Raw genomic sequence first — 26,059 nt, forward strand, 5'->3', positions numbered from 1 at the left:
GACCACGACCACGACCACGACCACGACCACGACCACGACCACGACCACGACCACGACCACGACCACGACCACGACCACGACCACGACCACGACCAAGACCACGACCATCACCACGACCATCACCACGACCATCACCACGGTCACGCTCATGGTCACCAAGACCATAATTTGCGCGCTGCTTACATGCACGTGTTGGCTGACGCACTGACCTCGGTGTTGGCCATTGTCGCCTTGATTGTCGGTAAGTACCTAGGTTGGAACTGGTTGGATGCTTTAATGGGTATGGTGGGCGCCGTTGTGATTGGTAAGTGGACTTGGGGACTACTAAAACAAACCAGCCCAGTATTGCTTGATGCCAGCATTAGCAACAGTTACAAGCAATCGGTATTGGATGTACTTAATCCTCACGCTAAAGTGGTGGATTTCCATATTTGGAAGGTGAGTGCTGATCACTATGCCTCCGCCATCACTTTGGTATCAAGTTCTAATAAAAGCGCCGAGGATTATAAACATATGTTGGCGAAATTTGATAAGATTCATCACCTTACCATTGAGGTTAATCATCAGTAGCTTATGACAGAGTTAGAAAAATTAAACCGCTTGCTAACGGAGTTCTACGACAAGATGTCATCGTGGGAGCAGTCTGTGGTAAAAGAGACCGGCTACTCGCTGGCGCAGATTCATACCATCGAAGTGCTAGGCAGCCACGGCGCAATGCGAATGAAAGAATTGGCGGAAAAGCTCGGCATCACCACTGGCACTTTGACGGTGCAAATCGACAAACTTGTGCGCGCCGAACTTATCGAGCGGATGCCATCTGAAAACGATCGCCGCGCGATCGTAGTAGGCTTGACAGCGCAAGGCCTCAATTTACATCGTCAACACAATCAGTTGCATTTGGAACTGGTCAACGAGTTGACCCAAGAGTTAAACAGTGAACAGCCCGCTCAGCTTATCGGCTGTTTAGAGAAAATGATACGCGCTTTTTAACCCCAGCCATTGTTTGATTCATCCCTTGCTCGGTAGGTTCTCGTTACCGAGCTTTTGTTAGTCGCGACTGGCGCAGATTGCTTGCTCGTGCATGGCATAACTGTGATATGCAGCGATAACAAACTTTTCATCTTTACTAACTCGTTTTACTTGAGTTGAAACGGCTTTTTATTTTATTCTCGAAGCATACTGCCGAGCACGTCAACAAGGCAGACATTTTGATGACACATAAGGAGCGTTCACCATGTTGGTGAGTAAGTTTGATAGTTCAGAAAATAGCCTACTATTTTCGCCAAAAGTGGTTGCGATGTTAGAGCAACTCAAAGCGCTGAATCTTGCAAATCTTGAATTGGGTAAGTACTCATTTGAAGGGATTGATGAAGACGACGCGTTCTTCATTGTGATGGAATATCAAACCGCAAAGCAGAGCAGTGTTGGCCCTGAATTTCACCGCAAATACACAGACATCCAACTGTTGGTTTCTGGCGAAGAGCAATTTGGCTGGGTTCGTGTCAGCGACAGTGAGCTCGCTGATCTGGACAGCAAATATCAATACGATGCTGAGCGTGATATCTGCTTTATTAAAGAGCAAGAGCTGCCACTTGAAATTAACCAAATGAAACTAGGGCACTTCTACTTGTTCACGCCACAAACTATCCATATGCCAAACTTGGCGATTGGCGAGCCAAGTGCGGTACGTAAAGTGGTGGTTAAGCTTAAAACTGAGCTACTGAATCGCTAATTCGAGCGTTATGCTTATCTTACAGAAACAAAAATCCGCGCTTTACGATAAGCGCGGATTTTTTATCATGGTTTTTTACGAGGATGGAAGTTTACTTGGCTAGCACAGAATCGGCTTGGGCAGAGCGCATGCGTTTTTGGCGGGTGACCAGATAAATACCGCTGCACACCAATACCAAGGCGACTAAGTTTTTCCACTCCAATATGGTCTCACCAAGAAAGATCGCAGAAAGCAAACTGCCAAACACCGGAATCAAAAAGTTAAAAATGGTGATGGTACCGACCGAGTTGTATTTGAGTAGCACACTCCAAATCGCAAATGCCGCAGAAGACAGCAGCGCTAAGTAAATAAGTAGCGTGACGCTTGCTAAGCTGAAATGCCCAGAATGCCCACCGGCGACAAGCCCAATCAATAATAGTGCTAAGCCACCAATCGCCAACTGCCAAGCGGTCATCAACATCGCATCAATACCTTGCGAGACTTTTTTGCCATAGATGGATGCCGCCGAAAGAATGAACGCGGCCAACATCACCGAGCCTTCGCCCGCTAAACTGAACTGAAAATCCAGCAGTGAATGGTTGAAATTGACGATGAAGACGCCAAGAAACCCCACCAAACAGCCGAGTGCTTTGCGTTGAGTCAGGCGATCATTTTGGTAAATGAAATGCGCCAGCAATACGCTAAAGAAGGTGCCGGTTGCGTTGATGATCGATGCTTTGACACCACTGGCAAACGCCACGCCGATATAAAAGAAAATGTACTGCAAGCTGGTTTGAGTTAAACCAAGTATGGCGATTTGGCGCATTTTTTGTCGGCTAAAATTACCGCGATGACGACCAAGTAATCGCGCTAAAAGCAACAGTAATATTCCGGCGAGAAAGAAGCGCTGGCCGGCAAACACCATTTGTGAGGCCACATCGTGGGCTTCAATCTGCAGCAGTGCGTAACCCGTTTTGATTGCAGGATAGGCGCTGCCCCACAGCAGAGTACATAAAATCGCTAAGGCGTACACAATCAGTGGCTTGGAAAACAGTGGGTGAGAATCATGAGACATACAGCGTTACCTTAAGGTCTTTGCGACGCAATCCAATCAAATACTGCCAAGAGCTGGCAATAAGGCGCGAGAATAGTAGCGAAAAGCGCTGAGTTTGTCTTGCTTGTTCGCCGCTATTGGTCACATTTTTTGCGCAAATATCGCTCTGTTGCCTAACGATTTGAGTAGTCGAAATGGTTTTGGACTCAATCACTAAAGACTCAGTACAAGCGGTACAAAAGTGTGATCTGAAATTATGTTCATATCACGTCTTTATGTCTTTGATGATGTTAGAAATTGTGTTTATTAGACGCGGGCAAAAATAGCAAGGTCGCGGCTTGAGCGTAGCGTCTGACACGCTAAAGTGAACACGCTTGCAGGCGTGGGACCAAGGGTAGCAGTCAGTTCGTATCGTATCATTGCTATTACAGAATGTGCGTTAGCTCGTTTAAAGGAGTGCGAATCATGGCGACTGAAACAAGGACGAGATAATGGCCAGTGAATAGGCCATCACCTAGGCTCAGCGTAGTGGTATTTCACCGTTCAAATTTATTGGGGCGACACCGACCTCAGGGTGCCTGAAAAGCAGAGCGGTGGATTTCATTCCCCCATGAAATCCATCGATTAAGGCATCTATGAGAGGAAAACAACAAATGAAACTTCACTCGAAATTGAGTGTGTTGGCGGCAAGTGTGCTGCTGGCAACCCCGATGCTAGCCATGGCTAGTAACCCGATTATTAAACACATTTATACTGCCGATCCTGCCGCGATCGTCGATGACGATACCGTATACATTTATACCGGTCATGATGAAGCGGGCACCGACGAATCTGCCTATGTGATGGACGATTGGCACGTGTTCTCATCTAAAGACTTGGTTAACTGGACCGATCACGGCGAAGTGTTGTCACTGGAAGATTTTAGCTGGGCATCGGCCGATGCTTGGGCGGGTCAAGTGATCAAACGAGATGACAAATACTACTGGTACGTCCCCGTTAATGACGACACCGATGGCTGGTTTGGCATTGGCGTGGCTGTTTCAGATTCACCAACCGGTCCGTTTGTTGATGCAATTGGCTCGGCGCTTATCACCGACAGTATGACGCCCAATGAAACCCTCGATATCGACCCAACCGTGTTCATCGACGATGACGGTCAAGCTTACCTTTATTGGGGTAACGCCACCGACGATGGCATCATCAAGGTGGTCAAACTCAAAGACAATATGATTGAAACCGATGGCGATATTACCGACATCGACACCGATCAAGTGCCGAGTTTTACTGAAGCGCCTTATATGCATGAACGCAACGGCATCTATTATCTCTCTTATGCGGCAGGGTGGCCGGAAAATATTTACTACTCGACCGCGGATAATCCGATGGGGCCATTTACCTATCAAGGTATGATTCTGGATGCTGATGATGTCAGCTCGCCAACCAGCCACCAGTCGATCATTGAGTACCACGATAACTGGTATCTGGTTTACCACAACGCGGATTTACCCGATGGCGGAGAGTATCGTCGTAGCGTTGCAATGGATAGGCTCTACTACAATGATGACGGCACGATTCAGCAAGTCACTCCGACCACCGACGGCGTCGGTGTTGATGGACTTGGTGGCGAGTATGTACTGAAAAACCGTTTAAGCGACAAATGTTTGCAGCCACTCGATGGCGCGACTTCAAACGGCACCCAGATTGTTCAACATACGTGTGACGATGACGATACCCAGCACTGGGATTTGACACATACTCTTGATGATACCTACCAAATTACTCATCAAGAGAGTGGCAAAGTGCTCGACATCAGCCAAGGTTCGGTTGCCAATGGTGCGCGCGCAATTTTGTGGGCGAACTACGATGGCGACAATCAATATTGGCAACTGGATAGTCAGTCGGATGACGATGAAATTTACGATGTGACCAACTACAACAGCCAACTGCTGCTTGAAACAGCGGATGCTCTGCTGGATGAAGACGCTAATGTTGGGCAGTGGTCAAATAATGGCGGCTATCAGCAGCAGTGGTGGTTTTTAAGACCGGAAGCAACACAAATCGAACCTGTCTCTTATGAAGGTTATTACTTATCATATCGAGCCAATGGGGTGTGGATGGAATCGTCGCCGTCGCCACTGGACAGCAGCCAATTTAGAATTGAATCTGGGCTTGCTGATAGCAGCGGTATTTCTTTTGCGTCTATTACTCGTCCTGGGTATTACCTGCGCCATCGCGGCTTTGTGTTGTATATGGAATACGACAACGGCAGTGACGACTTCGACGAAGATGCAACTTTCTATCGTCAAGAAGGTTTATCTGACTCTAGTGCGGTTTCGTATGAATCGTACAACTATCCTGGTTACTACATTCGTCATCAGTATTATCAGTTACGTGTCGACCCTGAATCGGATATTGATGATACTTCAGATGCAACCTTTAATGAAATCAGTGACTAATCATTAGTTACCAGCACCGTAGTTGTTACAAACTGCGGTGCTGATTTCTCTTCTTCCCACCAAGGCGCTACGTTTTTCTACTCCCATCGCCAAATAAGCTGAGCAGTTTCTTCTCTACATTCATAACGATATGAAAAATCATCACTATACTTTGATTAACTTTTCATGGAAGGCGGTGCATTTATGAAGCAACTTGGGTTTAAGCGACTGTTACTACTTTCAGTCATCTTATTGGTTGGCCTCTCGGTTTCAGTCTCGAGTTTTATCTCTTATTCCAACACGAAATCTTCAATTAACGATCTAATTATTACTTCTGGGCAGGATTACATAAAAGGCCGTGCTCAGCTGGTTGAAAGCTTTCTTGGTGAGAAAATCAGTGGTGTAAAAGGGCTGGGGGATTTTTATAAAGATAAAGATTTTCCAGGTAGTACCGCCAAAGACTATATTGCGCTGACTGAAGTTTTGGCTACCGCGCTCAATACCGGCAGTTCTTTTATTGGTTTTGAAGACAGTGGCGATGCGTATTGGAACCAGGAAACCTCGGCATGGCCGAATCATAAATTTAACGGCGATATTCGCGAGCAGAGCTACTATCAAGATGGTCGCCGCGCTGTAACCCCTTCCGTGACCGACCCATACCCTGATGAGAGCAACTCGAAAATCTACTGGATCAGCATTGTGCAAAAGGTCAAGCAAGGCATGATGGGTGCCGACATGAAGTTGGATTTTTTAACCAAATTGGTTAAAGACTCGACAGATATTGTTGGTTCTGTCGCGCTAATCGTTAATCAGGATAGTACTGTTTTGGCCTCTACGTCTGATGCGGTCAAGGTTGGTGATAAGGGGGTCGATTACCCTTGGTTCAATAAAGCAATCACTCAAGCGATAAACAATGAAAGTACCTACGTTCATTACGAACTTAACGGGGTAGATAAAATCTTGTTTTCGCATCGTATCAAGGTGGCAGATAAGAACTGGTATTTTGCAATCGGTTTAGATACCTCCGTCGCGTTTGCGATGTTAGACACTAAGAAGAGATCCGCGATTATTATTGCGCTGGTGGCAATGCTGGTTAGCGTAATTGTCGCCTATTTGCTGATTCAGGTTTTGTATCGCCCAATCTTATCACTTAATCGCACCATTCAAGATTTAGCCAGTGGTGATGGCGATTTAACCCAGCGTTTGACTATCACCACTAATGATGAACTCGGCACCATCGCAAGTGGCGTGAATAAATTTATTGCTGGTTTACAAGTGATGCTAAAGGAGATTCAAGAGAGCTCCAATGTGCTGCAAACCAACGTAGCGCAGCTTAAAAATCAGTCGCAAAGCAATGCCGCTATCTTGCAAAGTCACGTTTCAGAAACCGAACAGATTGTTGCAGCGATTGAAGAGATGAACGCCACCGCCAACTCTATGGCAACCGATGCAGCGAATACTGCTGGCATCACGCAGCAAGCGGATACCACCAGCGTCCAATCAGTCACCACACTGCGCCAGTCGCAAAACACTGTGTCGGCATTGATTAAAGATGTGGAATCGGCGGCAGACAACGTCAACCGAATGAGTCAAGAAACCCAAGAGATCAACAAAGTTCTCAGCGTGATTGGTGATATCGCCGAGCAAACCAACTTATTGGCATTGAACGCGGCGATTGAAGCGGCGCGCGCGGGTGAGCAAGGCCGCGGTTTTGCCGTGGTGGCGGACGAAGTGCGTAATCTTGCTAGCCGCACCAAGTCCAGTACCGAAGAGGTCGAAGACGCGCTGTCGAAACTGCTTAAAGGTACGCAAGTGGTGGTGGAATCGATGGAAAACACCAAGCAGCGCTGCCAAGAAACTGCAGACGGTTCGGGTGAGGTAGGTGAAAGTTTAGAAACCATGACCACCTATGTGGCAGAAATTAATACGCTAAGCGCGCAAATCGCCACCGCGGCAGAAGAGCAAAGCAGTGTTACGCAAGAGCTCAGTCGTAATATGGCCGCGCTTAACGATATTGTTGGCGAACTGGATTCTAACGGTCGACGTGCACTGAGTGATATGGACAACATTGCGAGTGTTAATGACAAGCTGGTGCGCATCGTCGGACGTTTTAAGCTTTAATATTTTAATCTGTCTTCAACTTTTCATCTTTTGTGAAAAAACACCGAGCTTAGGCTCGGTGTTTTTATAACGGGTATTTGTCTTTAGCTTACTTCGTTGGCTTGTTCGGCTTGCAGGTGTTCTGTTTGCAAGTACTCCAACTCTGCTTGGTTGACCGCTTGCTCAAAGCCTTTAAGACGTTTGTAAATCGATAGCAGTTCAACAATCGTGGTCCAAGAGTTGACTAGGTATTGGAATGAATTTTCGACCTGATTAAACGCATTCATAATTCTCTGCATCATTCCAAGAGTAAATGCCCCCGCCACGATGGATGGTGCCAGCGCGATCATAGGCACAAAAGCGCCAAACTGCAGATAGCCATAACGAACAATATTGAAGTACACGTAGTGCAGGTAGAGGCGGAAATAGTTGTTGCGAACGTTATTAAATAGTGTCGCCAAGGTGATCGGTTCGGCGCGATCTTCGTGGTCTTCACCATAAACCAACTCTTTACGATAGGCCGCTTCGACTTTCTGATTTTTAAATTCCAACCCAGGCAATTTGATCCCCGCAGCGGCCAATAACATGGTGCCGAAAATTGACCACAAAATCGCAACGAACACTAGGGCTTGTGGCACTTCTCCAACAATCGGAATTGATTTTACGTGCTCTGACAAACCCCATAAAATGGGTAGAAAAGCGAGTAGGGTCATCACTGAGTTGAGAAAACTTACCCCAAGGCTTTCCATGATCGATGCGAAACGCATGGTGTCTTCTTGAATACGCTGTGACGCACCTTCAATATGACGAACGTGCTGCCATTTGGAGGTGTAGTAATCGGTCATCGCCGTGCGCCAGCGGAATACATAGTGGCTGACGAAAAACGAGTTACACACTGCCACGGTAATCGCGACCATCAGAATGATCATGACGGTCGAAAGTTCGGAATAGAACTCGCTTAAAGTAATACTGTTTGGCGCTGACAACGCTTTTTGAATCAGGTTGTAGAAATCGCCGTACCACTCATTAAGCATGACGCTGACTTCGACTTGAAACCAAGTAATAAACACGATTAGCGCGGAGCCTGCCACTGACCATTTGGCCCATTTTTGACCGCCGATTTTAAGCCATGTACCAATAAACAGCAGGTAACACACCACCATATATTGGTAGAGCCAAGCATTGCTGGCCGTTTCTTGGGCCGATTGAAATTGTGCCATTGCCGCAGGTTTGGCATCCGCTGCCAGCGCCTCTGGATAGTGAATACCAAACCAACTCGCCAAGCTTAAGCTGGGGCCAAGATCGTGTACTTGAGTGTACCAACCGACCACACACAGCAGTGACCAGAGAGCAAAGCTGAAGAAAAACAGCTTAGGTTTTGGAAAAAATGAATCAAACACTATAAAACACCTTGTTTTCTAACGCCGCGTCACGTGCGGGCGCATCATTGAGTGGATACTTGCGTTGAGGCGCCAAAGCGAGCAACGCGGTTGGGCTTCCAGCCCATTTTTAAATAACGATCTGTCACTTCGACAATTAAAGCCAATAAAAATTCACTGTGGCTGAGCGAATGTCATCACTCAGTACACAGTGAATTATTGAGTAATTTCATCATAGTAGCAGTTGGCGATGTAAGAAAGTGTCTACGTTACGCGGTCGACAAGGTTGAGCACAGTCTCACAATGGCGCTGATGATATGCAGCGCGGCTTTTCTCTGTAAAAGATTGGTAATTCAATAAGATACAATTTTCATATTTTATATCATTGTAAAGAATGCGTTCATATTTATGTCAGATATGGTTCACATTGCGTTGTTAGATTATTTGAATACATCAACATAACTAGCAAATGAATAACCGCGTCAGCAACTCGGCTTAGACAATCATTTCGCAGTGACCAAGCCTCTCACGAGTGCGATGAACGATGGTTATGCAAGGAGCAAAGCAATGTCTCAACCTTCTCAAGTTAATGAATACTCACAAGATATAGATAATGAGCGGCGCAGAATGCTGCAATTTTTAGCGGGTGCGCCACTGCTGCCTTTAACCGGTGGTGTGATTGGGTCACTGTTTAGTTCGGAGTCGCTAGCGGCTAGCAATGCCACATTGGACTTTATTCGCTTTGTATCAATGGATGCACCAAGTTTGGATAATCCAAGTGCAATGTCGACCACCACAATTAATTCCGCATTGGAACTCAAACTCAGTGATGGTTCGAGTCGCCAAGTGGCACTCGCATACAAACCATTTTTCATCACAGGGGATAAGGTACCTGATGGCAATGGTAATACTGTAGTCGCAGGCGGTTACTATGATATTCACAATCAGCCGATTTTAGATAGTACCGCAAACAATCGTCAGTTCTTCTCTGATTGTCCAGACGGCAGCAGCTTATTAACGGTTGATGGCGCACACGTCGACGGTGTGTATGGTAACCCAGTATTCGCGGTGGTGCAGTTTGAATACACCACGCGAAATGGTGCCGAGGAAGATATGTATGGCCGTTTGCCATCGCCGATTGCGGTGCTTACGCTCGATCAAAATCCGCAAACCGGTGAGCTCAAACTGGTGAAATACCATAATGTGGATACTTCGAGTGTCGGCGGTTTGTGGATCACCTGCGGCGCTAGTCTCTCCCCGTGGGGAACACATCTTTCAAGCGAAGAGTATGAACCGGATGCATCGGATTTGGCGAACGATCAGTTCAAAGCGTACAGCAAAAACTTGTTTGGTGATGAAAACCATGCCACACCATATAACTACGGTCATTTACCAGAAGTGACGGTCAATAAAGATGGCACCGCAAGCATCGAAAAACATTATTGTGTTGGGCGCATTTCGCACGAATTAGTTCAAGTGATGCCGGATGAGCGCACCGTATTGATGGGGGATGACGCAACCAATGGTGGCTTGTTCATGTTTATTGCTGACAACAAACGCGATCTTTCGTCGGGCAAACTTTACGTTGCTAAGTGGAGCCAGACTTCGTCAAAAGGGGCAGGCGCGGGTGACATTAGCTGGATCAAACTTGGTGAAGCCAATAGCAATGAAATCAAAGCATTGGTCGATGGCGGTATTAAAGCTTCCGATATCATGGATATACGCACAGAGAACCCTAATGATGCCAGCTTTAGTCACATTCGTTACAGCGGTAGCGATAACTGGGTGAAACTCAAGCCTGGGATGGAAAAGGCCGCGGCATTTTTGGAGACTCACCGTTTTGCTGCGCTGGTTGGCGGCTCACTGGGATTTACCAAAATGGAAGGCACTACCGTCAATGTTGCCGACAAAAAAGCCTATTCGGCCATGTCGTATATCTATAAAAGTATGACCGATGGTAGCACTGATATTCACGTTGAAGGGCCAAAAGCCGGCGCTGTGTATGAGCACTCTCTTACTGGCGTGCAAAAAGACAGTGATGGAAATGTGATTGACAGTGAATGGGTGTCAGTGCATATGCATGCACCGTACAATCTAGTTGGCCAAGACTTGAAAGCGCCAGATGCACTCGGTAATACAGCGCATGCTGATCGCATCGCCAATCCTGATAACATCAAGTTCTCGGAAAAACTGCGTACTTTATTTATTGGAGAAGACAGTGGGAATCACGTTAATAACTTCCTTTGGGCATACAATGTTGATAGCGGAGAGCTATCGCGAGTGATGTCTTGCGCAGCTGGCGCTGAGTCAACCGGTTTGCATGCGGTCGATGAGATCAATGGCTGGACTTACATTATGAGTAACGCGCAGCATCCCGGCGATTGGGAAAGCCCGCTTCATGACAAAGTCAAAGATGTTTTGGACCCTTATGTTCGCGCCAACTATAAAGATCGTTATGGTTCGACAGTCGGCTATATTACTGGTATGCCGAAATTGGCGTAATTTACCGTTTCAATGGAAAAAGGGCAGTCATTTGGCTACCCTTTTCGTAACAAATTAGAGCTCAAGGTCCTACATAACGAGTCGTGAAGTTCTGAATATATGAAACGCTAGGAATGGCACGATTTTCCGCAATAGCGAGCATAATTTTGTAGCTCAGTACCCCGATATCCGCGAAATTGATTTTGACATATCCGTGGACCAGCTTTTGTTCAAGTAACTCGTCAATGCCTTCCACTTCGCCCACCACAACCAAAAGTTTGGTTTGGCCTGAGGTGAGGTCGTCACGAAATGGTGCAATGGTACGGTAGAACTGACTGATATTCGCGATGGGCCAGTGCCCAGTAGAAAGCAGAGCATCAGGCTTGATCTCTTCAAGTGTAAAAGACAACTCATCCATGGTTCTGGCAATACTGTCAGCGGTGTTCCAAGGTGAGCGAGAACATTCATACCAACCATGCTCACCGTCTAACTTTTGGTCGATGGCAAAACTATCATCTTGGCTGAGCGTACTACGAATACCGATCATCCTCATGTCGAGGTTGGATTCGTTCGCGGCCGTCATTAAACAAATGTGAGCACCTTGAGGATAAAGCTGCTTGGCAATTTCAGCCAAATGCTCGCCCACTTCTTGATTGTCGATGCCGACATAACCCCGGCTTAAGCCGCGGTCTTGCTCTTCAAATGGGGAGTCGAAAGTGATGATAGGAACTTGGACGTCTTTGAGGGCTTCCGCGACATAATCGGATTTCGTAACCGAAATGGCAAGAGCATCAAAGTGTTGGCTCGCGAGTGCTTCTTTGATTGCAACGACTTGAGAGCGAGGGTTGGCAGAGCCGAGCGCGCCAATAAAGACACATTGATTACCATCTTTTTCAGCTGCATGTAAGCAGCCTTGCCATGCTCTTTCAAAATTAATGTCGTTTTTGGTTTTTCCGACGATGCCAAACGTCAACCCTTGAGCGAGAGTGTCGGGCGCTGAACAAAGCATCACTCCTAAGCCGACTAACCCGCCCCAAATACCTAGTTTCATGTCGAATATCTCGCTCTATGTTATTGTTTAAACTATGCGAATAGCTTTCTAAACTATAGTTCATCTCGCAATACTGCAGTGCAAATTTTTTGTTCTCTCATGCTGTAAATTCGATATTCGATAAGTCGGCGTTTAGTGAAGCTACAAAGATATGACTCGATTCTTACTTATCGGTCTTCGTTGTTGATTACCATGAAGATTCCCCCATGGATAAAAGAATGTTGTGATGAAAATGTTTCATTCAAAAATGTGTCTTGCTGCACTACTTACATTGGTAAGTGGATTGAGTGCGGCGCAAGATTTTAGTCGTGAACAAGGGCTTGCTTATGGTCCGAACGATCGCTATGAACAAGAGATCGTACGTTTTGAAAAGCGTGAACAAGCCAATCCATCACCGCAAGGGGCGATAGTGTTTATTGGCAGTTCAAGTATTGGCTATTGGAGTGGTACTGTGCGTGATGATATGGCGCCGCTTAGCGTGATACCTCGCGGGTTTGGTGGCAGTAATATGAACGATGCTTTGCATTATGCCGACCGCATTGTGCTGGCTTACAAGCCGCGCGCCGTGGTGTTATATGAAGGCGATAATGACATTGCGCAAAAAGTTGGGCCTGCGCGAATTGTAGATACGTTTGATAAGTTCGTGGCTAAAATTCATGCCTCACTTCCCGACTGTCGTATCTATGTGATGTCGATTAAATCCAGTGTTGCTAGAAGTTCTCACTGGCCAAAAATTCAAGCCACTAATGAGCTACTTAAGCAAAGGGCGGAAAATAATCCGTTACTGACATACGTTGATGTGGCGACGCCAATGTTTGGCGAAGATGGTAAGCCGCGCCGCGAACTGTTCAAAGAAGATATGATTCACATGCAGCGTGCTGGTTATATTGTATGGCGCGATACCCTCAAGCCGGTGTTATTAAACAACGAACTTCAATATGAGAAGTAAATAATATTTCATATTGATGTATTTTAATGGCGCATATCTTAACGATGTGCACCATTTTTATCGGGTTGCCGCCAGCTCGATTGGGTTTCGATCAGGTTAAAGTAATCAATCATCTTATTCACTTATTAGACAAATCCGTGCATTCAATTTATTTTGCTATGAATTAACGCTATTTCGAGTCTATGCGACACCACCTAATCGCTTAATAAAATGAGATCATACGTCGCCCGTTAAAGTCATTGCTCAAATTTATGTAGAGAATTGATGATGATTAGTTTAATGACGAATTTCCTACTACTCACAACCGCTATCCATCTTTGCTATATTGGCTATCCCTTCTTAGGTCAACCGATCAAATCGTCTTGGCAATGGATAAAACATCATCCCAAAGCATTTCTAATTGATGTTACCTTACGTGCGCCAACATTTTATTTTTTACTAGGTGGAGTGACATTCATTTTACCCGCTTGGACGACTTGGGTGTGTATGGTGGGATTTGTCTCTTCATTAATTTTGTTGTTTACGTCACCACCAAGAAACTATGGCGAACATTCGGCAGACGATGAAAACTTTGGCCCAAATGAATAACATTAATCGCCTAACGCTTAATGCCTAGCCAAAAACAACCGATGCGCTCGCTGTGAGAAGAATGATAGCCGGCGCATCGTTTCTTGGGGCTCATTTAAGTGCTGAAATGCTTTTCAGATGTGTTACAACACCTTCTTGAAATCGAGCATATACAGCACTTTACCTTTGCCTTCTTTAAATAACTTCTTAAACGCCTTTTCATTAAATTCATCGAGTTGGCCCATTTGCTTGGCCGATTTACCCGAACCGCCGATATTGTCGCTGTCGGTGTCGATAATCGCGTTACTGATATCGATGATCGCTTGGCGGTAACCTTGCTTGCCATGAAGGTTGTATTTGCTAAGGTCAATTTGTTTGCGAAGCTCTCGAGCCCAGTAAAACTCCAAAAATGGTACTGGAGAGTGTGGCTTTTCCCAACCAACATCGCGGGTGAAATACATCAGTGCACGGAATTGATCGTTTTCAAAATGGCTTAAACCCAGCGAGGTGGGTAGGGCATCGGCGGTAATTTCTTCGCCTTTGTTATTCTCAAGCCAAGTATTACCATCGACTTGCATTGCGCCCCAAAACGCATCCATTGAGTTAAGGCCGCGATAATCTTTTGCCACGACAACGTGGATTTTGAAATCTTCGCCGCCGCCAGCCATCTGCCAGAAGGTGTTAAAGGTGTGGTGCCCATCGGTGAGGTAATAATCGCCATTCGGTGCAATGACGATGGTTTTCATATCTTCAGTGCGACTGCCAACCGGCTCTTTACATTCATAACTGCTTGCATCGTTTGGCTTAGAACTAGCTGGCTCGAAGTGTTTAATGCCTTTTTGACCGTTCGCCTCGCAGATTTCATCGAACTGTTTTTCAGGATCTTGTCGATAACGGCCAAGCTTGTAGTAGATTTGGTCAAAGCCAACACTTGTTTGGGTTGGGTGAAGCTGTTTAAGCTCAACCTCAGTGACGCTGCCCGCGTGCAGTGATTCTGCGTTGGCGAGATTGAGTGTCAACGCCAGGTTGGATGCCAAAATCAGGCTTGAGCTAATCAACAGTGTTGAGACGCTTGAAACTAGCGTTTTGAATTGCATGATATTTTTCCTATTAATAGTGAATGCACACATCCTAACCAGCTTGTATGACACATTTATTCCAATTGGCCCTATTATCATCCTTAAGAGTCAGTTTTTCTCCAGGACTCGAATCGATAAACTCACGGCTGAGGTGCGGTTATCCACTTCAAGTTTTTTGTAGATCTGCTCAAGGTGCTTGTTGACGGTACGTGGGCTCATTTGCAGAATTTGCGCAATTTCCCAGTTGGTTTTGCCAAATGACAACCAATACAGCACTTGCGACTCACGCTTGGTGATATTAAATACGCTGCGCAAATCGTCTTCACTGCCGGCCTGCTTTGGCACATTGATGCGTAGCAGCACATGAAAATGTTCATCACTGCCTGCCACACAAGCTTCAAGCGGTTCGTTAAGTTGAGTAAGGCGCAGAGGCTTGTCGCTGTTGCCGCCAGCGAGCCAAGCGGCGATATCCGGTTGCAGTTTGGCCCATATCTGATTGATATCATGCCCAAAATGGGAGGATGTTGCGTCACTTCCATGTAAAGTTGTTGGCACGCAAAGCTTGCTCAAGAGCTCTAGTGCGTGCGGTGTGGCCCATTCGAGATCGCCAAGTTTCGATACGCAAAAAATAAACTGTCCGGCGTAATCAAGCGCGGCTTGCGCCGATTTTGCCATCTGCGCGTTATGGCTATGCACGCGAATTCTTGCCAGCACTTCATCGGGCACCACCGGTTTGGTGATGTAATCCACGCCGCCCGCTTCAAAGCCCTTAATAACGTGTTTCGAGTCGTTGAGTCCGGTCATAAAAATGATCGGCACAGCGGGCAGGCGCTCTTTGAGCCGAAGGCAGGTATCAAAGCCGTCAAGTTCGGGCATTACCGCATCAAGCAGCACCACATCGGGCTGAATTTTTTCAACGATGGCAAGCGCCTGCAAGCCATTGAGCGCCACTAATACCGTCAATCCTGCTTGGTTTAAGGTGGCGTTTAACATGCCGAGCGATTCGGGAGAATCGTCGACAACTAATACAATCAGTGTGTTTGCAGCGAGGTCATTCATGAGTCAGTCCATTAATCTTTGTGACGATATCGGCAAAGCGACATTGCTGCGCGTCCTCGCGCATAGCGTGAATAAAGGCGCTGCCTTGGTGTCCTTGGGCTTCCAATTTATCCAGCAGCGAATTAAAGGCGCTTAAATAGCCAATTTCGGCGTAACTTTTCAGCTGCGCGAGTTCAGCGTTGCTAGGATAACTCGACGCAGCGGCTAAAGATGAGCCCTTCGCCACGTAAGTCCATTCAATGCTCAATAATTGGCTCAGTTTGCCCAGTAGTTGCGATATCACTACTGGCTTAGTCAGGTAGCCATTGTGATAGCGCTGCAGTTGGCTCACGTTCTCTTGATTACCAATTTCCAGCTCTTGAATATTGGCCGATAGCATCACAATCGGTTGCTGATAATGCTGCTGGCGCAGTTTGATAGCCAACTGCCAGCCATTCACCTGCGGCATAAAAATATCGAGCATAAACAAGTCGATGTGATGGTTTTTAGCAAGGGTGAGTGCCGTATCTGCGTTACTGGCCTTAAGTACTTTAAATCCGAGCGGGCTAAGAATATTGCTAATGAGCTCGCGCTGATCGTGAATGTCATCGACCACCAAAATGGTTTTCACCGCGCCAAGGTAGCCCGTCACGGCGGTGTTAGACAGCTCTGGCTCGCTTTGATAATCGCGAATCGGCGGTAACATCATGTTGAGTGTAAAGGTACTACCGCAATCTTTTTCACTGACACATGTTATCTCGCCGCCCATCAGTTCGGCCAGTGCATTGGAAATGGTTAAGCCAAGGCCGGTGCCGTTAATGTGCTCGGTTTGCGCCGATTGAATACGTTCAAACGGGCGAAATATCAGGGCTTGTTCATCGCTGGAAATCCCAATGCCGGTGTCGCTAACTTGAAAACGCGCCACTTGGTTTCGATAACTGACCGAAAACACGATCATGCCTTTTTCGGTATATTTCACCGCGTTATTGAGTAAGTTAATTAGAATTTGCCGCAATCTTTGTTTGTCGGCACTAACAAATTTAGGCAGTTGGCTGGCAAAGTGATGCTCAAAATCAAGTCCTTTACGCTCGGCTTGCAATTCAAATACTTCGACCAACTGCTCAAGCAGCGAATGAAGATTGAATTGGTCACGATGCAGCTCCATTCGACCAGCTTCGATTTTGGAAATTTCCAGTAAGCTTTCCAATAAATCACCGAGATGCTTACCATTTCGCTGCAAAGTCTCTGCATATTGGCGCTTTTGCGCGCTGAGTTCTTGGTCGTTACTCAGCAGCTGGGCGTAGCCGAGCAATACATTGAGTGGGGTACGCAGCTCATGGCTAAGCCCGGCTAGATAACGGCTTTTGGCGTTGTTGGCGGTTTCCGCTTGGCGTTTGGCGCGCTCCAGTTCTTCGGAGGTGCGTTGGTGGGCAGTGATTTCTTTTGATAACAGATTGGTGTGGGCTTGCAGTTCGTTCATGGCCAAACGGCTACTACGCCGAGCCAGCACAAACAGCCAACTGATCACGCCAATTGGGATCAAAAGCAGTGTAAAGGCTTTGAATAGGCTGAGCGATAACGCGCTCATTTTCAGGCTATCCAAACTTGGCACTTGGCTGTAGGCGAGCGCCAAGATGGCGCCAATGGCAAGGCTCATCAATACCATCACCATCACAAACTGGCTCACGGAAGAAGACAGATTGCCAATCCAATGGCCGGGTAAATAGGGGCTAAGGAAGCGCTTTAATTGGGCGTGAAAGGTGGCCTCTGGGCGACATTTGTCATGGCAGCGCACATCGAGCGAGCAACACAATGAGCAAATATGGCCTTTATAAGCTGGGCAAAGTGCCATATCTTCCTCTTCAAAGCGATGTTCGCACACCACACAAGTATGCTCTTGCTCTCCTTGGCGGTAGATGACATTTTTCGGCACCAGATAAAACCGGCTGCGGGTGGCGAGTGCAATCAGCGGCGCGGTCAAAAATGGCAGGGCAAAAGAGAGATAGGAAGCAAAGGCTTTGACAATATCGTTGAACGCGCCGAGATGAGCGGCGAGACCAAAACTGGAGGCGATGATCATTGACCCAAGACCAACCGGGTTAATGTCGTAAAGTTTGGAACGCTTAAACTCAATGTGTTTGGGGCTAAGGCCGAGCGGCTTATTAATCACTAGGTCGGCAACAATACTGCCAATCCACGCCAGCACCAGCACGGAATAGACTTGCAGCGTCTGTTCAATCAGTTGATAGACGCCAAGCTCCATTAAAAGTAGCGCAATCAAGACATTAAATACCATCCACACCACACGTCCGGGATGATGATGGGTTAAACGCGAGAAAAAATTCGACCATGCCAGCGAGCCGGCATAGGCGTTAGCCACGTTAATTTTGAGCTGAGAAATGATCACAAAGCAGCCGGCGCACAGCAGTGCCAGCTTGGTATTGTCTGTGGTGTATTGAAACACGTTAACGTACATGTGCGCAGGATCGCTGGCAAATTGCGGCGCAATGCCGCGGGTGATGGCAAGCCAAGCAAGAAAACTGCCCAAGGCAATTTTAAGTGCGCCAAACAGCATCCAACCCGGGCCGCCAATCAGCATTGCCGCCCACCAACGCCATTTGCTCGATGGTGTTTGTGCGGGCAAAAAGCGCAGAAAATCGACCTGCTCGCCAATTTGCGCCACCACTGACAGCAGCACCGCTGAGGCGGCGCCAAACAGTAGCCAATCAAATTGCGGCGCATGTCCGGATACGCCGCCATAATCGAGCCATTGTTCAAGTTGACTATCAGGATGACTAAACACATAAAACAGTGGAATGATTTGCATCAGTAGCCACAAGGGCTGTGACCACATCTGAAAGCGCCCGATATTGGAGATGCCAAGGGTGACCAGTGGAATAACAATCACCGCGCTTAAGATATAACCCCAAAACAGTTCGATGCCAAACAGCAGCTGCAGCGCCATCGACATAATCGCCGCCTCTAAGGCAAAAAAGATAAAGGTGAACGAGGCGTAGATGAGCGAGGCGATGGTTGAGCCGATATAACCAAATCCGGCGCCGCGACTGAGCAAATCGGCATCGACGCCATATCTGGCGGCGTAATAGCAAATCGGAATACCGCTTAGCATTACCACCAGCGACACCCCGCCAATTGCCCACAGCGAATTGACCACACCATAGTTGAGTGTGATGGTGCCGCCAAGTGCTTCCAACACCAAAAACGACACGATGCCAAGGGCGGTGTTAGCGATCCAACCTGCGGACCATTTGCGCGCGCGTTTAGCCGTAAAGCGCAGCGCGAAATCTTCGAGCAGTTCGTTGGCGACCAACTTGTTGTAACGCCTTCGCGTTACCGGAACTTTTTGCATGCCTCTCTCTTAATCCTTCAAGCGTTAATTGGCACTCCTTGCCAATCCGTCTCAGCCAATCCATCTAAGACAAACAGCATCGTCGCAAAAAAGAGCCGCTAAGGCTGTCTTTTGTTTGAGATTTATCGCGCGATTATACCGCAAGCCAAAGGCTTGGAATATGCGTAGTTTGACGTAGTCAAAGTGCGCAAACTGCGCATATCCATCGCCATAATTCGCGTTGATACTGAGTGACAGTTTGCAATTGACTGTCTACTCATTACTAACCAAAGGAAGGACAACAATGAAAAGGAAATTCCTCTCCACCGCGATGCTGGCTGCGGCGATGCTCAGTGCTCATGCTATGGCGGCTGATACCATTAAAGTCGGCGTGCTGCACTCACTGTCAGGCACCATGGCAATCAGTGAAACCACGCTTAAAGACACCATGTTGATGCTCATCGACGAGCAAAACAAAAAAGGCGGCTTGCTGGGTAAAAAGCTTGAACCTGTGGTGGTTGACCCGGCTTCTAACTGGCCACTGTTTGCAGAAAAAGCCCGTGAACTCATCGCCAAAGACAAAGTTGCTGCAGTATTTGGCTGTTGGACATCTGTATCGCGTAAATCGGTATTGCCAGTGTTTGAAGAACTCGACAGCATTTTGTTCTATCCGGTGCAATACGAAGGGGAAGAGTCGTCGAAAAACGTGTTCTACACTGGCGCTGCGCCAAACCAACAAGCGATTCCAGCGGTCGACTATTTGATGGACCAAGGCGTGAAACGTTGGGTATTGGCCGGTACCGATTATGTCTATCCGCGTACCACCAATAAGATTCTCGAAGCGTACTTGAAAGCCAAAGGTGTGGCCGACAGTGACATCATGATCAATTACACCCCGTTTGGTCACTCTGACTGGCAATCCATCGTCTCCGACATTAAGAAATTTGGCTCGGCTGGTAAGAAAACCGCAGTGGTTTCAACCGTCAATGGCGATGCCAACGTACCGTTTTACAAAGAGCTGGCTAACCAAGGCGTGACCGCAGATGACATTCCGGTGGTGGCGTTCTCGGTCGGTGAAGAAGAACTGTCGGGTATGGATACCTCACCGCTGGTGGGACACTTGGCGGCTTGGAACTACTTTGAAAGCGAAGATTCTGAGCAAAACGATGAGTTCATCGAGCAGTGGCATAAGTTCACTAAAGACGACAATCGCGTCACCAATGACCCAATGGAAGCGACCTATATCGGCTTTAACATGTGGGTGAAAGCTGTGCAAACCGCAGGTACTACCGACCCAGATGCCGTGCAACAAGCGCTGATTGGTACTTCTGTACCTAACCTAACGGGCGGTTATTCAACCATGATGCCGAACCATCACATCACCAAACCTGTGTTGATCGGTGAAATTCAAGATGACGGACAATTCCAAACCGTGTGGAAAACCAGCGGATTGGTTGCAGGCGATGCATGGTCAGATTATCTGCCCGGCTCAAAAGATCTGATTTCCGATTGGCGCGCGCCGCTAAGCTGCGGTAACTACAACGTCAAAACCGGCAAATGTTCAGGTCAAAACTACTGAGTTTGAACCTGTAATTTATGACTTCACAGGCAGCGTGAGTTCCACGCTGTTTGTGAATCCATCGGCTTTGAGCAAAAGGTTTTTACCATGGGCGTCAAACGATTGTTTTTCATTCTATCTCCAACTTGGCTGCGCGCTTTACTGATGAGCGTTGCGCTACTGATAATCCATATTCAGCCAAGTTTGAGTGCTGAGAACGCCAAATTTGAGCAAGGGCTAGAAGCGCTAAAAACCGGCAGCTTCAGCCAAATATCCCAAGGCGTGAGCGCGATTGCCCAAAGTGGTGATGAACGTGCGGCGGCGGTATTAACGCTGCTACTGCATGGCGATTTGTATCGACTTAAACAAGACTCGTCATTGGTGACCATACAAAGCAAACAAGGCCGCGATTATGTGATTGCGCCACTGTTTGCCAGCGCAGAAGATCAGACGCAAAGCGTCAAATCTCGCGCAATAAAAAAGATTGGTATTAATAACAAAGTGCGCGGCGAGCTTAAATCGATGATCGCGGCGCTGAATATTTCCAACCCTGATGCCAATCGCCGTTTGGATGCGATTAACCAGTTGATGGGCGATATGGACCAAGCCAGCTATCAACTGCTGAAAAGTCATCTAGAGTCAGAAACGGATAGCGACGTGCTTGAGCTTGGCAGCATGGCGCTGGCGATTTTCGATCTCTCGAACTCAACCGATAACGCGGTGCTTAAAGCGGCGCTTGATGTGTTGCAATCGAGCTATCAACCCAGTGCGCGTAACGCGCTCAATCAATATCTGAATCAGCACCCAGATAGCGCGCTCAATTCGGATGTGCGTAAAGCGCTGGCAAGTATTGAGCAGCGTGAGAAAGTCGCCGATATGGCGCAGACGCTGTTTTTTGGCTTAAGTCTTGGCTCGGTATTGGTGCTTGCCGCGATTGGTCTGGCGATCACTTTCGGCGTGATGGGGGTGATTAATATGGCCCATGGCGAACTGATTATGCTCGGCGCTTACACCACTTATGTGGTGCAAACGCTAATGCCGAACCACATCGGTTTGTCACTGTTTGTCTCGATTCCATTGGCGTTTTTGGTTTCCGCGCTAGCAGGCGTGGTGATCGAGCGCTGCGTGATTCGCTTTTTGTACGGCAGGCCGCTTGAGACGTTACTGGCGACGTTTGGCATCAGTTTGGTGCTTCAGCAAGCGGTGCGCAGTGTGTTTTCACCACTTAATCGTTCAGTTTCTACGCCCGATTGGATGCAAGGAGTCATTGAGATTAACCCGCTGCTTAGCTTGACGTTAAATCGACTGTATATCATCGCGTTTTGCTTGATTGTATTTGTGGCTTTGTACCTTATTTTACGCTTTACCCGCCTGGGTATTGAGGTGCGCGCCGTATCGCAAAACCGCAGTATGGCGCGGGCGATGGGGGTGCGCTCTGAGTGGGTTGATGCGATGACCTTTGGTCTGGGTTCTGGCATTGCGGGCATTGCCGGTGTTGCGCTCAGCCAACTCACCAACGTCGGGCCAAACCTTGGTCAGTCGTACATCATCGACTCGTTTATGGTGGTGGTGTTTGGCGGCGTGGGCAATTTGTGGGGCACCTTGGTGGCGGGTATGTCACTGGGCGTGGCCAATAAGGTGTTAGAGCCTTGGGCCGGCGCAGTGCTGGCAAAAATTTTGGTACTGGTGTTCATCATTCTCTTTATTCAGAAAAAGCCTCGAGGACTGTTTCCTCAAAAAGGGCGCTCGGCTGAGGGTTAAGATATGGAATTTCAACCAAGGATATTTGACCGTTCAACCGCGCTGTTTCTACTGGTGTTGGTGGCGGTGGTTTGTCTGGTCCCAGCGCTCAATTTATGGGTGCAAACCGGCAGTGCGCTGCATGTTTCAACCTATACCGTGACCTTAATGGGTAAGTATTTAACTTACGCATTGCTGGCGGTCGCGGTGGACTTAGTGTGGGGTTATCTCGGCATTTTAAGCCTCGGGCATGCGGCATTTTTCGCCCTTGGCGGCTATGCAATGGGCATGTATTTGATGCGTCAAATTGGCGACCGTGGCATCTATGGTAACCCCGAGTTGCCCGATTTTATGGTGTTTTTGAACTGGAAAGAACTGCCATGGTTTTGGCACGGGTTTGAACATTTCTGGTTTGCGGCGCTGATGATCGTGCTTGCCCCCGGCATTCTTGCTTTTGTGTTTGGTTGGCTGGCGTTTCGCTCACGCGTGACCGGCGTGTATTTGTCAATCATCACCCAAGCGCTGACTTATGCTTTGATGCTGGCGTTCTTTCGTAACGAAATGGGCTTTGGCGGCAATAATGGTCTAACCGACTTCAAAGATATTCTCGGCTTCGATCTGCAAGCGCACGCCACGCGAGTGTGGTTGTTTGTCTTATCGGGCGTGGCGCTTGGCTTGGGCTATTTAGCCTGCCGTTTTGTGGTGGTCAGTCGTCTTGGCCGAGTGGCGATGGCGGTGCGCGACGCCGAATCGCGCACCCGTTTTACCGGCTATAAAGTGGAATACATCAAGCTGGCGATTTTCTGTTTCTCTGCGGTACTGGCTGGCATTGCAGGCGCTTTGTATGTGCCACAAGTGGGCATCATCAACCCGTCAGAATTCTCGCCGCTTAACTCAATTGAACTGGTGGTGTGGGTGGCGCTTGGCGGACGCGCAACCTTATATGGCGCAGTGGTGGGCGCGATTGCCGTCAACTACGCCAAAACCTATCTCACCGCGGCCTTGCCGGATGTGTGGCTGTTTAGCCTTGGCGCGATGTTTGTGTTGGTAACGCTGTTTTTACCTAAAGGTGTGGTCGGGCTGCGTCGCGCTAATGGCAAAACCAAACATACCGCTCAGGAGGCGCAAGCATGAGCATTTTAACCATGGCGCGCGCACTGACTGACCGCGAGCACGTTTATGATTTTATGACCCCGAAAGTCAATCCACTGCTGACGGTCGGCCATGGCTACTTGCTGTATCTAGAAGGCTTGACGGTCAGTTTTGACGGCTTTAAAGCCATTAACGATTTGAATTTGTATATCAAAGAGGGCGAGCTGCGCTGCATTATCGGCCCCAATGGCGCGGGTAAAACCACCATGATGGACATCATTACGGGTAAGACGCGCCCCGACAGCGGCAGCGCGTGGTTTGGGCAAAATATCGATTTACTCCAACTCGATGAACCGCAAATTGCTCAGGCCGGGATTGGGCGCAAATTCCAAAAGCCGACCGTATTTGAAAGCCAAAGCGTGTTTCACAACTTAGAGCTTGCCATGGCGGGCGCTAAAACCGTGTTCTCGACGCTGATGGCCAAACTCAGCGCGTCAGACATCGATTATATCGACTATGTACTCAAACAAATTGGCTTAGAGGCGCAGCGCTTTTTGCCCGCTGGCGCATTGTCGCACGGTCAAAAACAGTGGCTCGAAATCGGCATGCTGTTGATGCAAAACCCCAAACTGTTGTTGGTCGACGAACCCGTCGCGGGCATGACTCACCAAGAGATGGATCGCACCGCCGAGCTACTCACTTCACTGGCGGGAGAGCGCACCATCATCTTGGTCGAGCACGATATGGATTTCGTGCGCTCAATTGCCAAAGACGTCACCGTACTGCACCAAGGCAGCGTGCTGGCTGAAGGCACCATGGCCGAGGTGCAGAGTAATCGCAAAGTGGTTGAAGTCTATTTGGGAGAAGAAGCATGTTAACCATCAAAGGATTGAACCAGTTTTACGGCCAGAGCCACACCTTGTGGGATTTGGATATGCAAGTGCCAAAGGGGCAGTGCACTTGCCTAATGGGCCGCAACGGGGTTGGCAAAACCACCTTATTGCAATGCGTGATGGGGCTGTTACACACCCAAAGCGGGCAAATCGAGTATCAGGGCCACAATATTGCCAGCATGGCGGCGGAAAAACGCGCGCCGCTTGGAATTGGCTATGTGCCGCAAGGTCGGCAGATATTTCCGCTGCTGACGGTGGAGGAGAATTTGCGCATTGGGTTGCCGATGCGCGGTGACAAAGCCAAACAAGTTCCTGATTTTATCTTTGAGCTGTTTCCGGTGCTCAAGCAGATGCTGGCGCGGCGCGGCGGCGATCTCTCTGGTGGTCAGCAGCAGCAATTAGCGATTGGCCGCGCACTGGTCATTAACCCTAAGTTATTGATTTTAGATGAGCCGACCGAAGGCATTCAGCCTAACGTGGTGGCAGAAATTGGCGACATCATTCGCCGCCTCAATCAAGAGATTGGCTTAACCGTATTGCTGGTTGAGCAAAAGCTGCCGTTTGCACGCAAAGTGGCTGACCGATTTTGCATTCTCGATCGTGGCCGCCAAGTGGCGAGTGGTGAGATGCCAAGCCTTGATGATGCGTTGGTCAAAAAATACTTAACGGTGTAACGGCGATGAGCTCCTTATCCATGAATTGCACAGCAAAACTTAATACGAGTTCTCAAACGTGTACCCAACGCGAGCGTCACTGGCCAGCGTTTTTGGCGCTAGGTTTTGCGCCCAGTGAAGGCAAAACCGCACTGACTCAGATGCGCTTTCAAGGTCCGCTTCGCGTGCAACGGGCATTTTATCCCGAGGGTAGGGTGTGTCATGTTTACTTGTTGCATCCGCCGGGAGGCTTGGTGTCTGGGGACGATCTTAATATTGAAGTGACGTGCGAGCCGGGCAGTCACGCGCTGCTTACCACGCCATCGGCAGGCAAAATTTATCGCGCCGACTCAAGCGGCGGCGTGCAGCGCCAGCAGGTAAATGTAACGGTTCGTGATGCTGCTTGTGAATGGCTACCGATGGAAACCATTGTGTTTGACGGCGCCCACGGCAAGCTTTCGACGCGCATCAACTTGCATGGCGATGCGAAATTTATCGGCAGTGATGTGTTTTGCTTAGGCAGGCCAAAAAGCGCGCTGCCGTTTAAAAGTGGCCGTATCGAGCAGCGTTTGGCGCTGTATCACAACGATATGCCGCTGCTGCTAGAGCGCCAGATATTGGCCGCCGACGACCCATTAATTGATGCACTGAGCGGCTTTGATAACAAGCTGGTATCTGGCGTATTGGTGGCGGTGGGGATTGATAAGCCTACGCAGGCGGTTGAGCTTTTACGCTGCGAGTTGGAATCTTGCGCTAAGACGCTCGCGGTCACCGAACGCCTTGGCGTGATTGTGGTGCGTTATTTGGGTGACTGTAGCGAGCAGGCGCAAATTCAGCTGCGCCAATGTTGGCAACGGCTGCGCCCGCTGCTGTTTGGTATTGCGCCGTGCGCGCCGCGCATCTGGAATACCTAACACTTCTCGACGCGCT

The 26,059-nt window shown here is 48.3% G+C and carries 21 protein-coding genes; 14 read left to right on the top strand and 7 right to left on the bottom strand.

Annotated features, from left to right (window positions below):
* From BLS03_RS10475 to BLS03_RS10485, 3 genes are all read left to right on the top strand, one after another.
* Positions 1–570: cation diffusion facilitator family transporter (locus tag BLS03_RS10475; protein ID WP_143015614.1), on the top strand; the 570-nt coding region annotated here is incomplete at its 5' end.
* 3 nt (positions 571–573) lie between these two features.
* A complete protein-coding gene (locus tag BLS03_RS10480) occupies positions 574–990 on the top strand; it encodes a MarR family winged helix-turn-helix transcriptional regulator (protein ID WP_093273283.1) in 417 nt (138 codons plus the stop codon).
* Positions 991–1,234: 244 nt separating this feature from the next.
* Positions 1,235–1,732: a NanQ anomerase/TabA/YiaL family protein gene (locus tag BLS03_RS10485; RefSeq protein ID WP_093273285.1), complete on the top strand. Its 498-nt coding sequence runs from the start codon at positions 1,235–1,237 to the stop codon at positions 1,730–1,732.
* A 91-nt stretch (positions 1,733–1,823) separates the two neighbouring features.
* Here BLS03_RS10485 and BLS03_RS10490 read toward each other — a convergent pair whose 3' ends face one another.
* Together BLS03_RS10490 and BLS03_RS10495 are read right to left on the bottom strand one after the other, a co-directional pair.
* Positions 1,824–2,786 carry a DMT family transporter gene (locus BLS03_RS10490; protein WP_093273288.1) on the bottom strand — a complete coding sequence of 321 codons (963 nt, stop codon included), beginning with the start codon at positions 2,784–2,786 and terminating at the stop codon, positions 1,824–1,826.
* Positions 2,776–2,979, bottom strand: coding sequence for a hypothetical protein (locus BLS03_RS10495; protein ID WP_093273290.1), 204 nt, complete (start codon positions 2,977–2,979; stop codon positions 2,776–2,778). The genes BLS03_RS10490 and BLS03_RS10495 overlap by 11 nt, the downstream gene beginning before the upstream one ends.
* A 439-nt stretch (positions 2,980–3,418) precedes the next feature.
* On the opposite strand from BLS03_RS10495, the gene BLS03_RS25650 reads away from it, so the two are divergent.
* Together BLS03_RS25650 and BLS03_RS10505 are read left to right on the top strand one after the other, a co-directional pair.
* Positions 3,419–5,221: a family 43 glycosylhydrolase gene (locus BLS03_RS25650; RefSeq protein ID WP_176765577.1), complete on the top strand. Its 1,803-nt coding sequence runs from the start codon at positions 3,419–3,421 to the stop codon at positions 5,219–5,221.
* A 183-nt stretch (positions 5,222–5,404) separates the two neighbouring features.
* Entirely contained in the window at positions 5,405–7,321 is a 1,917-nt protein-coding gene (locus BLS03_RS10505) for a methyl-accepting chemotaxis protein (protein WP_093273605.1), read from the top strand.
* An 83-nt stretch (positions 7,322–7,404) separates the two neighbouring features.
* Here the strand turns inward: BLS03_RS10505 and sbmA are convergent, their stop codons facing one another.
* Positions 7,405–8,700, bottom strand: coding sequence for a peptide antibiotic transporter SbmA (gene sbmA, locus BLS03_RS10510; protein ID WP_093273293.1), 1,296 nt, complete (start codon positions 8,698–8,700; stop codon positions 7,405–7,407).
* 546 nt (positions 8,701–9,246) lie between these two features.
* On the opposite strand from sbmA, the gene BLS03_RS10515 reads away from it, so the two are divergent.
* Positions 9,247–11,181, top strand: coding sequence for a PhoX family protein (locus BLS03_RS10515; RefSeq protein WP_093273295.1), 1,935 nt, complete (start codon positions 9,247–9,249; stop codon positions 11,179–11,181).
* Between the two features lie 61 nt (positions 11,182–11,242).
* Here BLS03_RS10515 and BLS03_RS10520 read toward each other — a convergent pair whose 3' ends face one another.
* Positions 11,243–12,211, bottom strand: coding sequence for a substrate-binding domain-containing protein (locus tag BLS03_RS10520; RefSeq protein ID WP_093273298.1), 969 nt, complete (start codon positions 12,209–12,211; stop codon positions 11,243–11,245).
* A 226-nt stretch (positions 12,212–12,437) separates the two neighbouring features.
* On the opposite strand from BLS03_RS10520, the gene BLS03_RS10525 reads away from it, so the two are divergent.
* On the top strand, positions 12,438–13,160 hold the full coding sequence (locus tag BLS03_RS10525) for an SGNH/GDSL hydrolase family protein (RefSeq protein ID WP_093273301.1): 723 nt from the start codon (positions 12,438–12,440) through the stop codon (positions 13,158–13,160).
* Between the two features lie 264 nt (positions 13,161–13,424).
* The gene (locus BLS03_RS25375; RefSeq protein ID WP_143015615.1) at positions 13,425–13,748 is read left to right on the top strand and encodes a hypothetical protein; all 324 of its coding nucleotides are present in this window, start codon (positions 13,425–13,427) and stop codon (positions 13,746–13,748) included.
* Positions 13,749–13,870: 122 nt separating this feature from the next.
* Here BLS03_RS25375 and BLS03_RS10530 read toward each other — a convergent pair whose 3' ends face one another.
* From BLS03_RS10530 to BLS03_RS10540, 3 genes are all read right to left on the bottom strand, one after another.
* The gene (locus tag BLS03_RS10530; protein WP_093273306.1) at positions 13,871–14,824 is read right to left on the bottom strand and encodes a ParB/Srx family N-terminal domain-containing protein; all 954 of its coding nucleotides are present in this window, start codon (positions 14,822–14,824) and stop codon (positions 13,871–13,873) included.
* Positions 14,825–14,914: 90 nt separating this feature from the next.
* Entirely contained in the window at positions 14,915–15,865 is a 951-nt protein-coding gene (locus tag BLS03_RS10535) for a response regulator transcription factor (RefSeq protein WP_093273308.1), read from the bottom strand.
* Entirely contained in the window at positions 15,858–19,214 is a 3,357-nt protein-coding gene (locus BLS03_RS10540) for a hybrid sensor histidine kinase/response regulator (protein ID WP_245696651.1), read from the bottom strand. Before BLS03_RS10540 ends, BLS03_RS10535 begins: the two co-directional genes overlap by 8 nt.
* A gap of 283 nt (positions 19,215–19,497) precedes the next feature.
* Between BLS03_RS10540 and urtA the strand changes: the two genes are divergently transcribed.
* The 6 genes from urtA to BLS03_RS10570 all read left to right on the top strand — a co-directional run bounded on the left by urtA (position 19,498) and on the right by BLS03_RS10570 (position 26,043).
* A complete protein-coding gene (gene urtA / locus BLS03_RS10545) occupies positions 19,498–20,772 on the top strand; it encodes an urea ABC transporter substrate-binding protein (RefSeq protein ID WP_093273312.1) in 1,275 nt (424 codons plus the stop codon).
* A gap of 87 nt (positions 20,773–20,859) precedes the next feature.
* Complete coding sequence (gene urtB / locus BLS03_RS10550; RefSeq protein ID WP_245696652.1) at positions 20,860–22,512, top strand: urea ABC transporter permease subunit UrtB; 1,653 nt, start codon at positions 20,860–20,862, stop codon at positions 22,510–22,512.
* 3 nt (positions 22,513–22,515) lie between these two features.
* A complete protein-coding gene (gene urtC / locus BLS03_RS10555; RefSeq protein WP_093273314.1) occupies positions 22,516–23,625 on the top strand; it encodes an urea ABC transporter permease subunit UrtC in 1,110 nt (369 codons plus the stop codon).
* Entirely contained in the window at positions 23,622–24,461 is an 840-nt protein-coding gene (gene urtD, locus BLS03_RS10560) for an urea ABC transporter ATP-binding protein UrtD (RefSeq protein ID WP_093273317.1), read from the top strand. Before urtC ends, urtD begins: the two co-directional genes overlap by 4 nt.
* Positions 24,455–25,150, top strand: coding sequence for an urea ABC transporter ATP-binding subunit UrtE (gene urtE, locus BLS03_RS10565; protein WP_093273320.1), 696 nt, complete (start codon positions 24,455–24,457; stop codon positions 25,148–25,150). Before urtD ends, urtE begins: the two co-directional genes overlap by 7 nt.
* A 5-nt stretch (positions 25,151–25,155) precedes the next feature.
* The gene (locus BLS03_RS10570; protein WP_245696653.1) at positions 25,156–26,043 is read left to right on the top strand and encodes an urease accessory protein UreD; all 888 of its coding nucleotides are present in this window, start codon (positions 25,156–25,158) and stop codon (positions 26,041–26,043) included.
* The last annotated feature ends 16 nt before the right edge of the window (positions 26,044–26,059 follow it).

It is taken from the genome of Vibrio xiamenensis, assembly GCF_900100015.1.
GTDB lineage: Bacteria > Pseudomonadota > Gammaproteobacteria > Enterobacterales > Vibrionaceae > Vibrio > Vibrio xiamenensis.

What these genes read in the sequence shown, in the direction of transcription:
- BLS03_RS10480 (WP_093273283.1), top strand. Translation starts at nt 574, where the DNA reads ATGACAGAGTTAGAAAAATTAAACCGCTTGCTAACGGAGTTCTACGAC.
- BLS03_RS10485 (WP_093273285.1), top strand. Translation starts at nt 1,235, where the DNA reads ATGTTGGTGAGTAAGTTTGATAGTTCAGAAAATAGCCTACTATTTTCG.
- BLS03_RS10490 (WP_093273288.1), bottom strand. Translation starts at nt 2,786, where the DNA reads ATGTCTCATGATTCTCACCCACTGTTTTCCAAGCCACTGATTGTGTAC.
- BLS03_RS25650 (WP_176765577.1), top strand. Translation starts at nt 3,419, where the DNA reads ATGAAACTTCACTCGAAATTGAGTGTGTTGGCGGCAAGTGTGCTGCTG.
- BLS03_RS10505 (WP_093273605.1), top strand. Translation starts at nt 5,405, where the DNA reads ATGAAGCAACTTGGGTTTAAGCGACTGTTACTACTTTCAGTCATCTTA.
- BLS03_RS10515 (WP_093273295.1), top strand. Translation starts at nt 9,247, where the DNA reads ATGTCTCAACCTTCTCAAGTTAATGAATACTCACAAGATATAGATAAT.
- BLS03_RS10520 (WP_093273298.1), bottom strand. Translation starts at nt 12,211, where the DNA reads ATGAAACTAGGTATTTGGGGCGGGTTAGTCGGCTTAGGAGTGATGCTT.
- BLS03_RS10525 (WP_093273301.1), top strand. Translation starts at nt 12,438, where the DNA reads ATGAAAATGTTTCATTCAAAAATGTGTCTTGCTGCACTACTTACATTG.
- BLS03_RS25375 (WP_143015615.1), top strand. Translation starts at nt 13,425, where the DNA reads ATGATGATTAGTTTAATGACGAATTTCCTACTACTCACAACCGCTATC.
- BLS03_RS10530 (WP_093273306.1), bottom strand. Translation starts at nt 14,824, where the DNA reads ATGCAATTCAAAACGCTAGTTTCAAGCGTCTCAACACTGTTGATTAGC.
- BLS03_RS10535 (WP_093273308.1), bottom strand. Translation starts at nt 15,865, where the DNA reads ATGAATGACCTCGCTGCAAACACACTGATTGTATTAGTTGTCGACGAT.
- BLS03_RS10540 (WP_245696651.1), bottom strand. Translation starts at nt 19,214, where the DNA reads ATGCAAAAAGTTCCGGTAACGCGAAGGCGTTACAACAAGTTGGTCGCC.
- urtA (WP_093273312.1), top strand. Translation starts at nt 19,498, where the DNA reads ATGAAAAGGAAATTCCTCTCCACCGCGATGCTGGCTGCGGCGATGCTC.
- urtB (WP_245696652.1), top strand. Translation starts at nt 20,860, where the DNA reads ATGGGCGTCAAACGATTGTTTTTCATTCTATCTCCAACTTGGCTGCGC.
- urtC (WP_093273314.1), top strand. Translation starts at nt 22,516, where the DNA reads ATGGAATTTCAACCAAGGATATTTGACCGTTCAACCGCGCTGTTTCTA.
- urtD (WP_093273317.1), top strand. Translation starts at nt 23,622, where the DNA reads ATGAGCATTTTAACCATGGCGCGCGCACTGACTGACCGCGAGCACGTT.
- urtE (WP_093273320.1), top strand. Translation starts at nt 24,455, where the DNA reads ATGTTAACCATCAAAGGATTGAACCAGTTTTACGGCCAGAGCCACACC.
- BLS03_RS10570 (WP_245696653.1), top strand. Translation starts at nt 25,156, where the DNA reads ATGAGCTCCTTATCCATGAATTGCACAGCAAAACTTAATACGAGTTCT.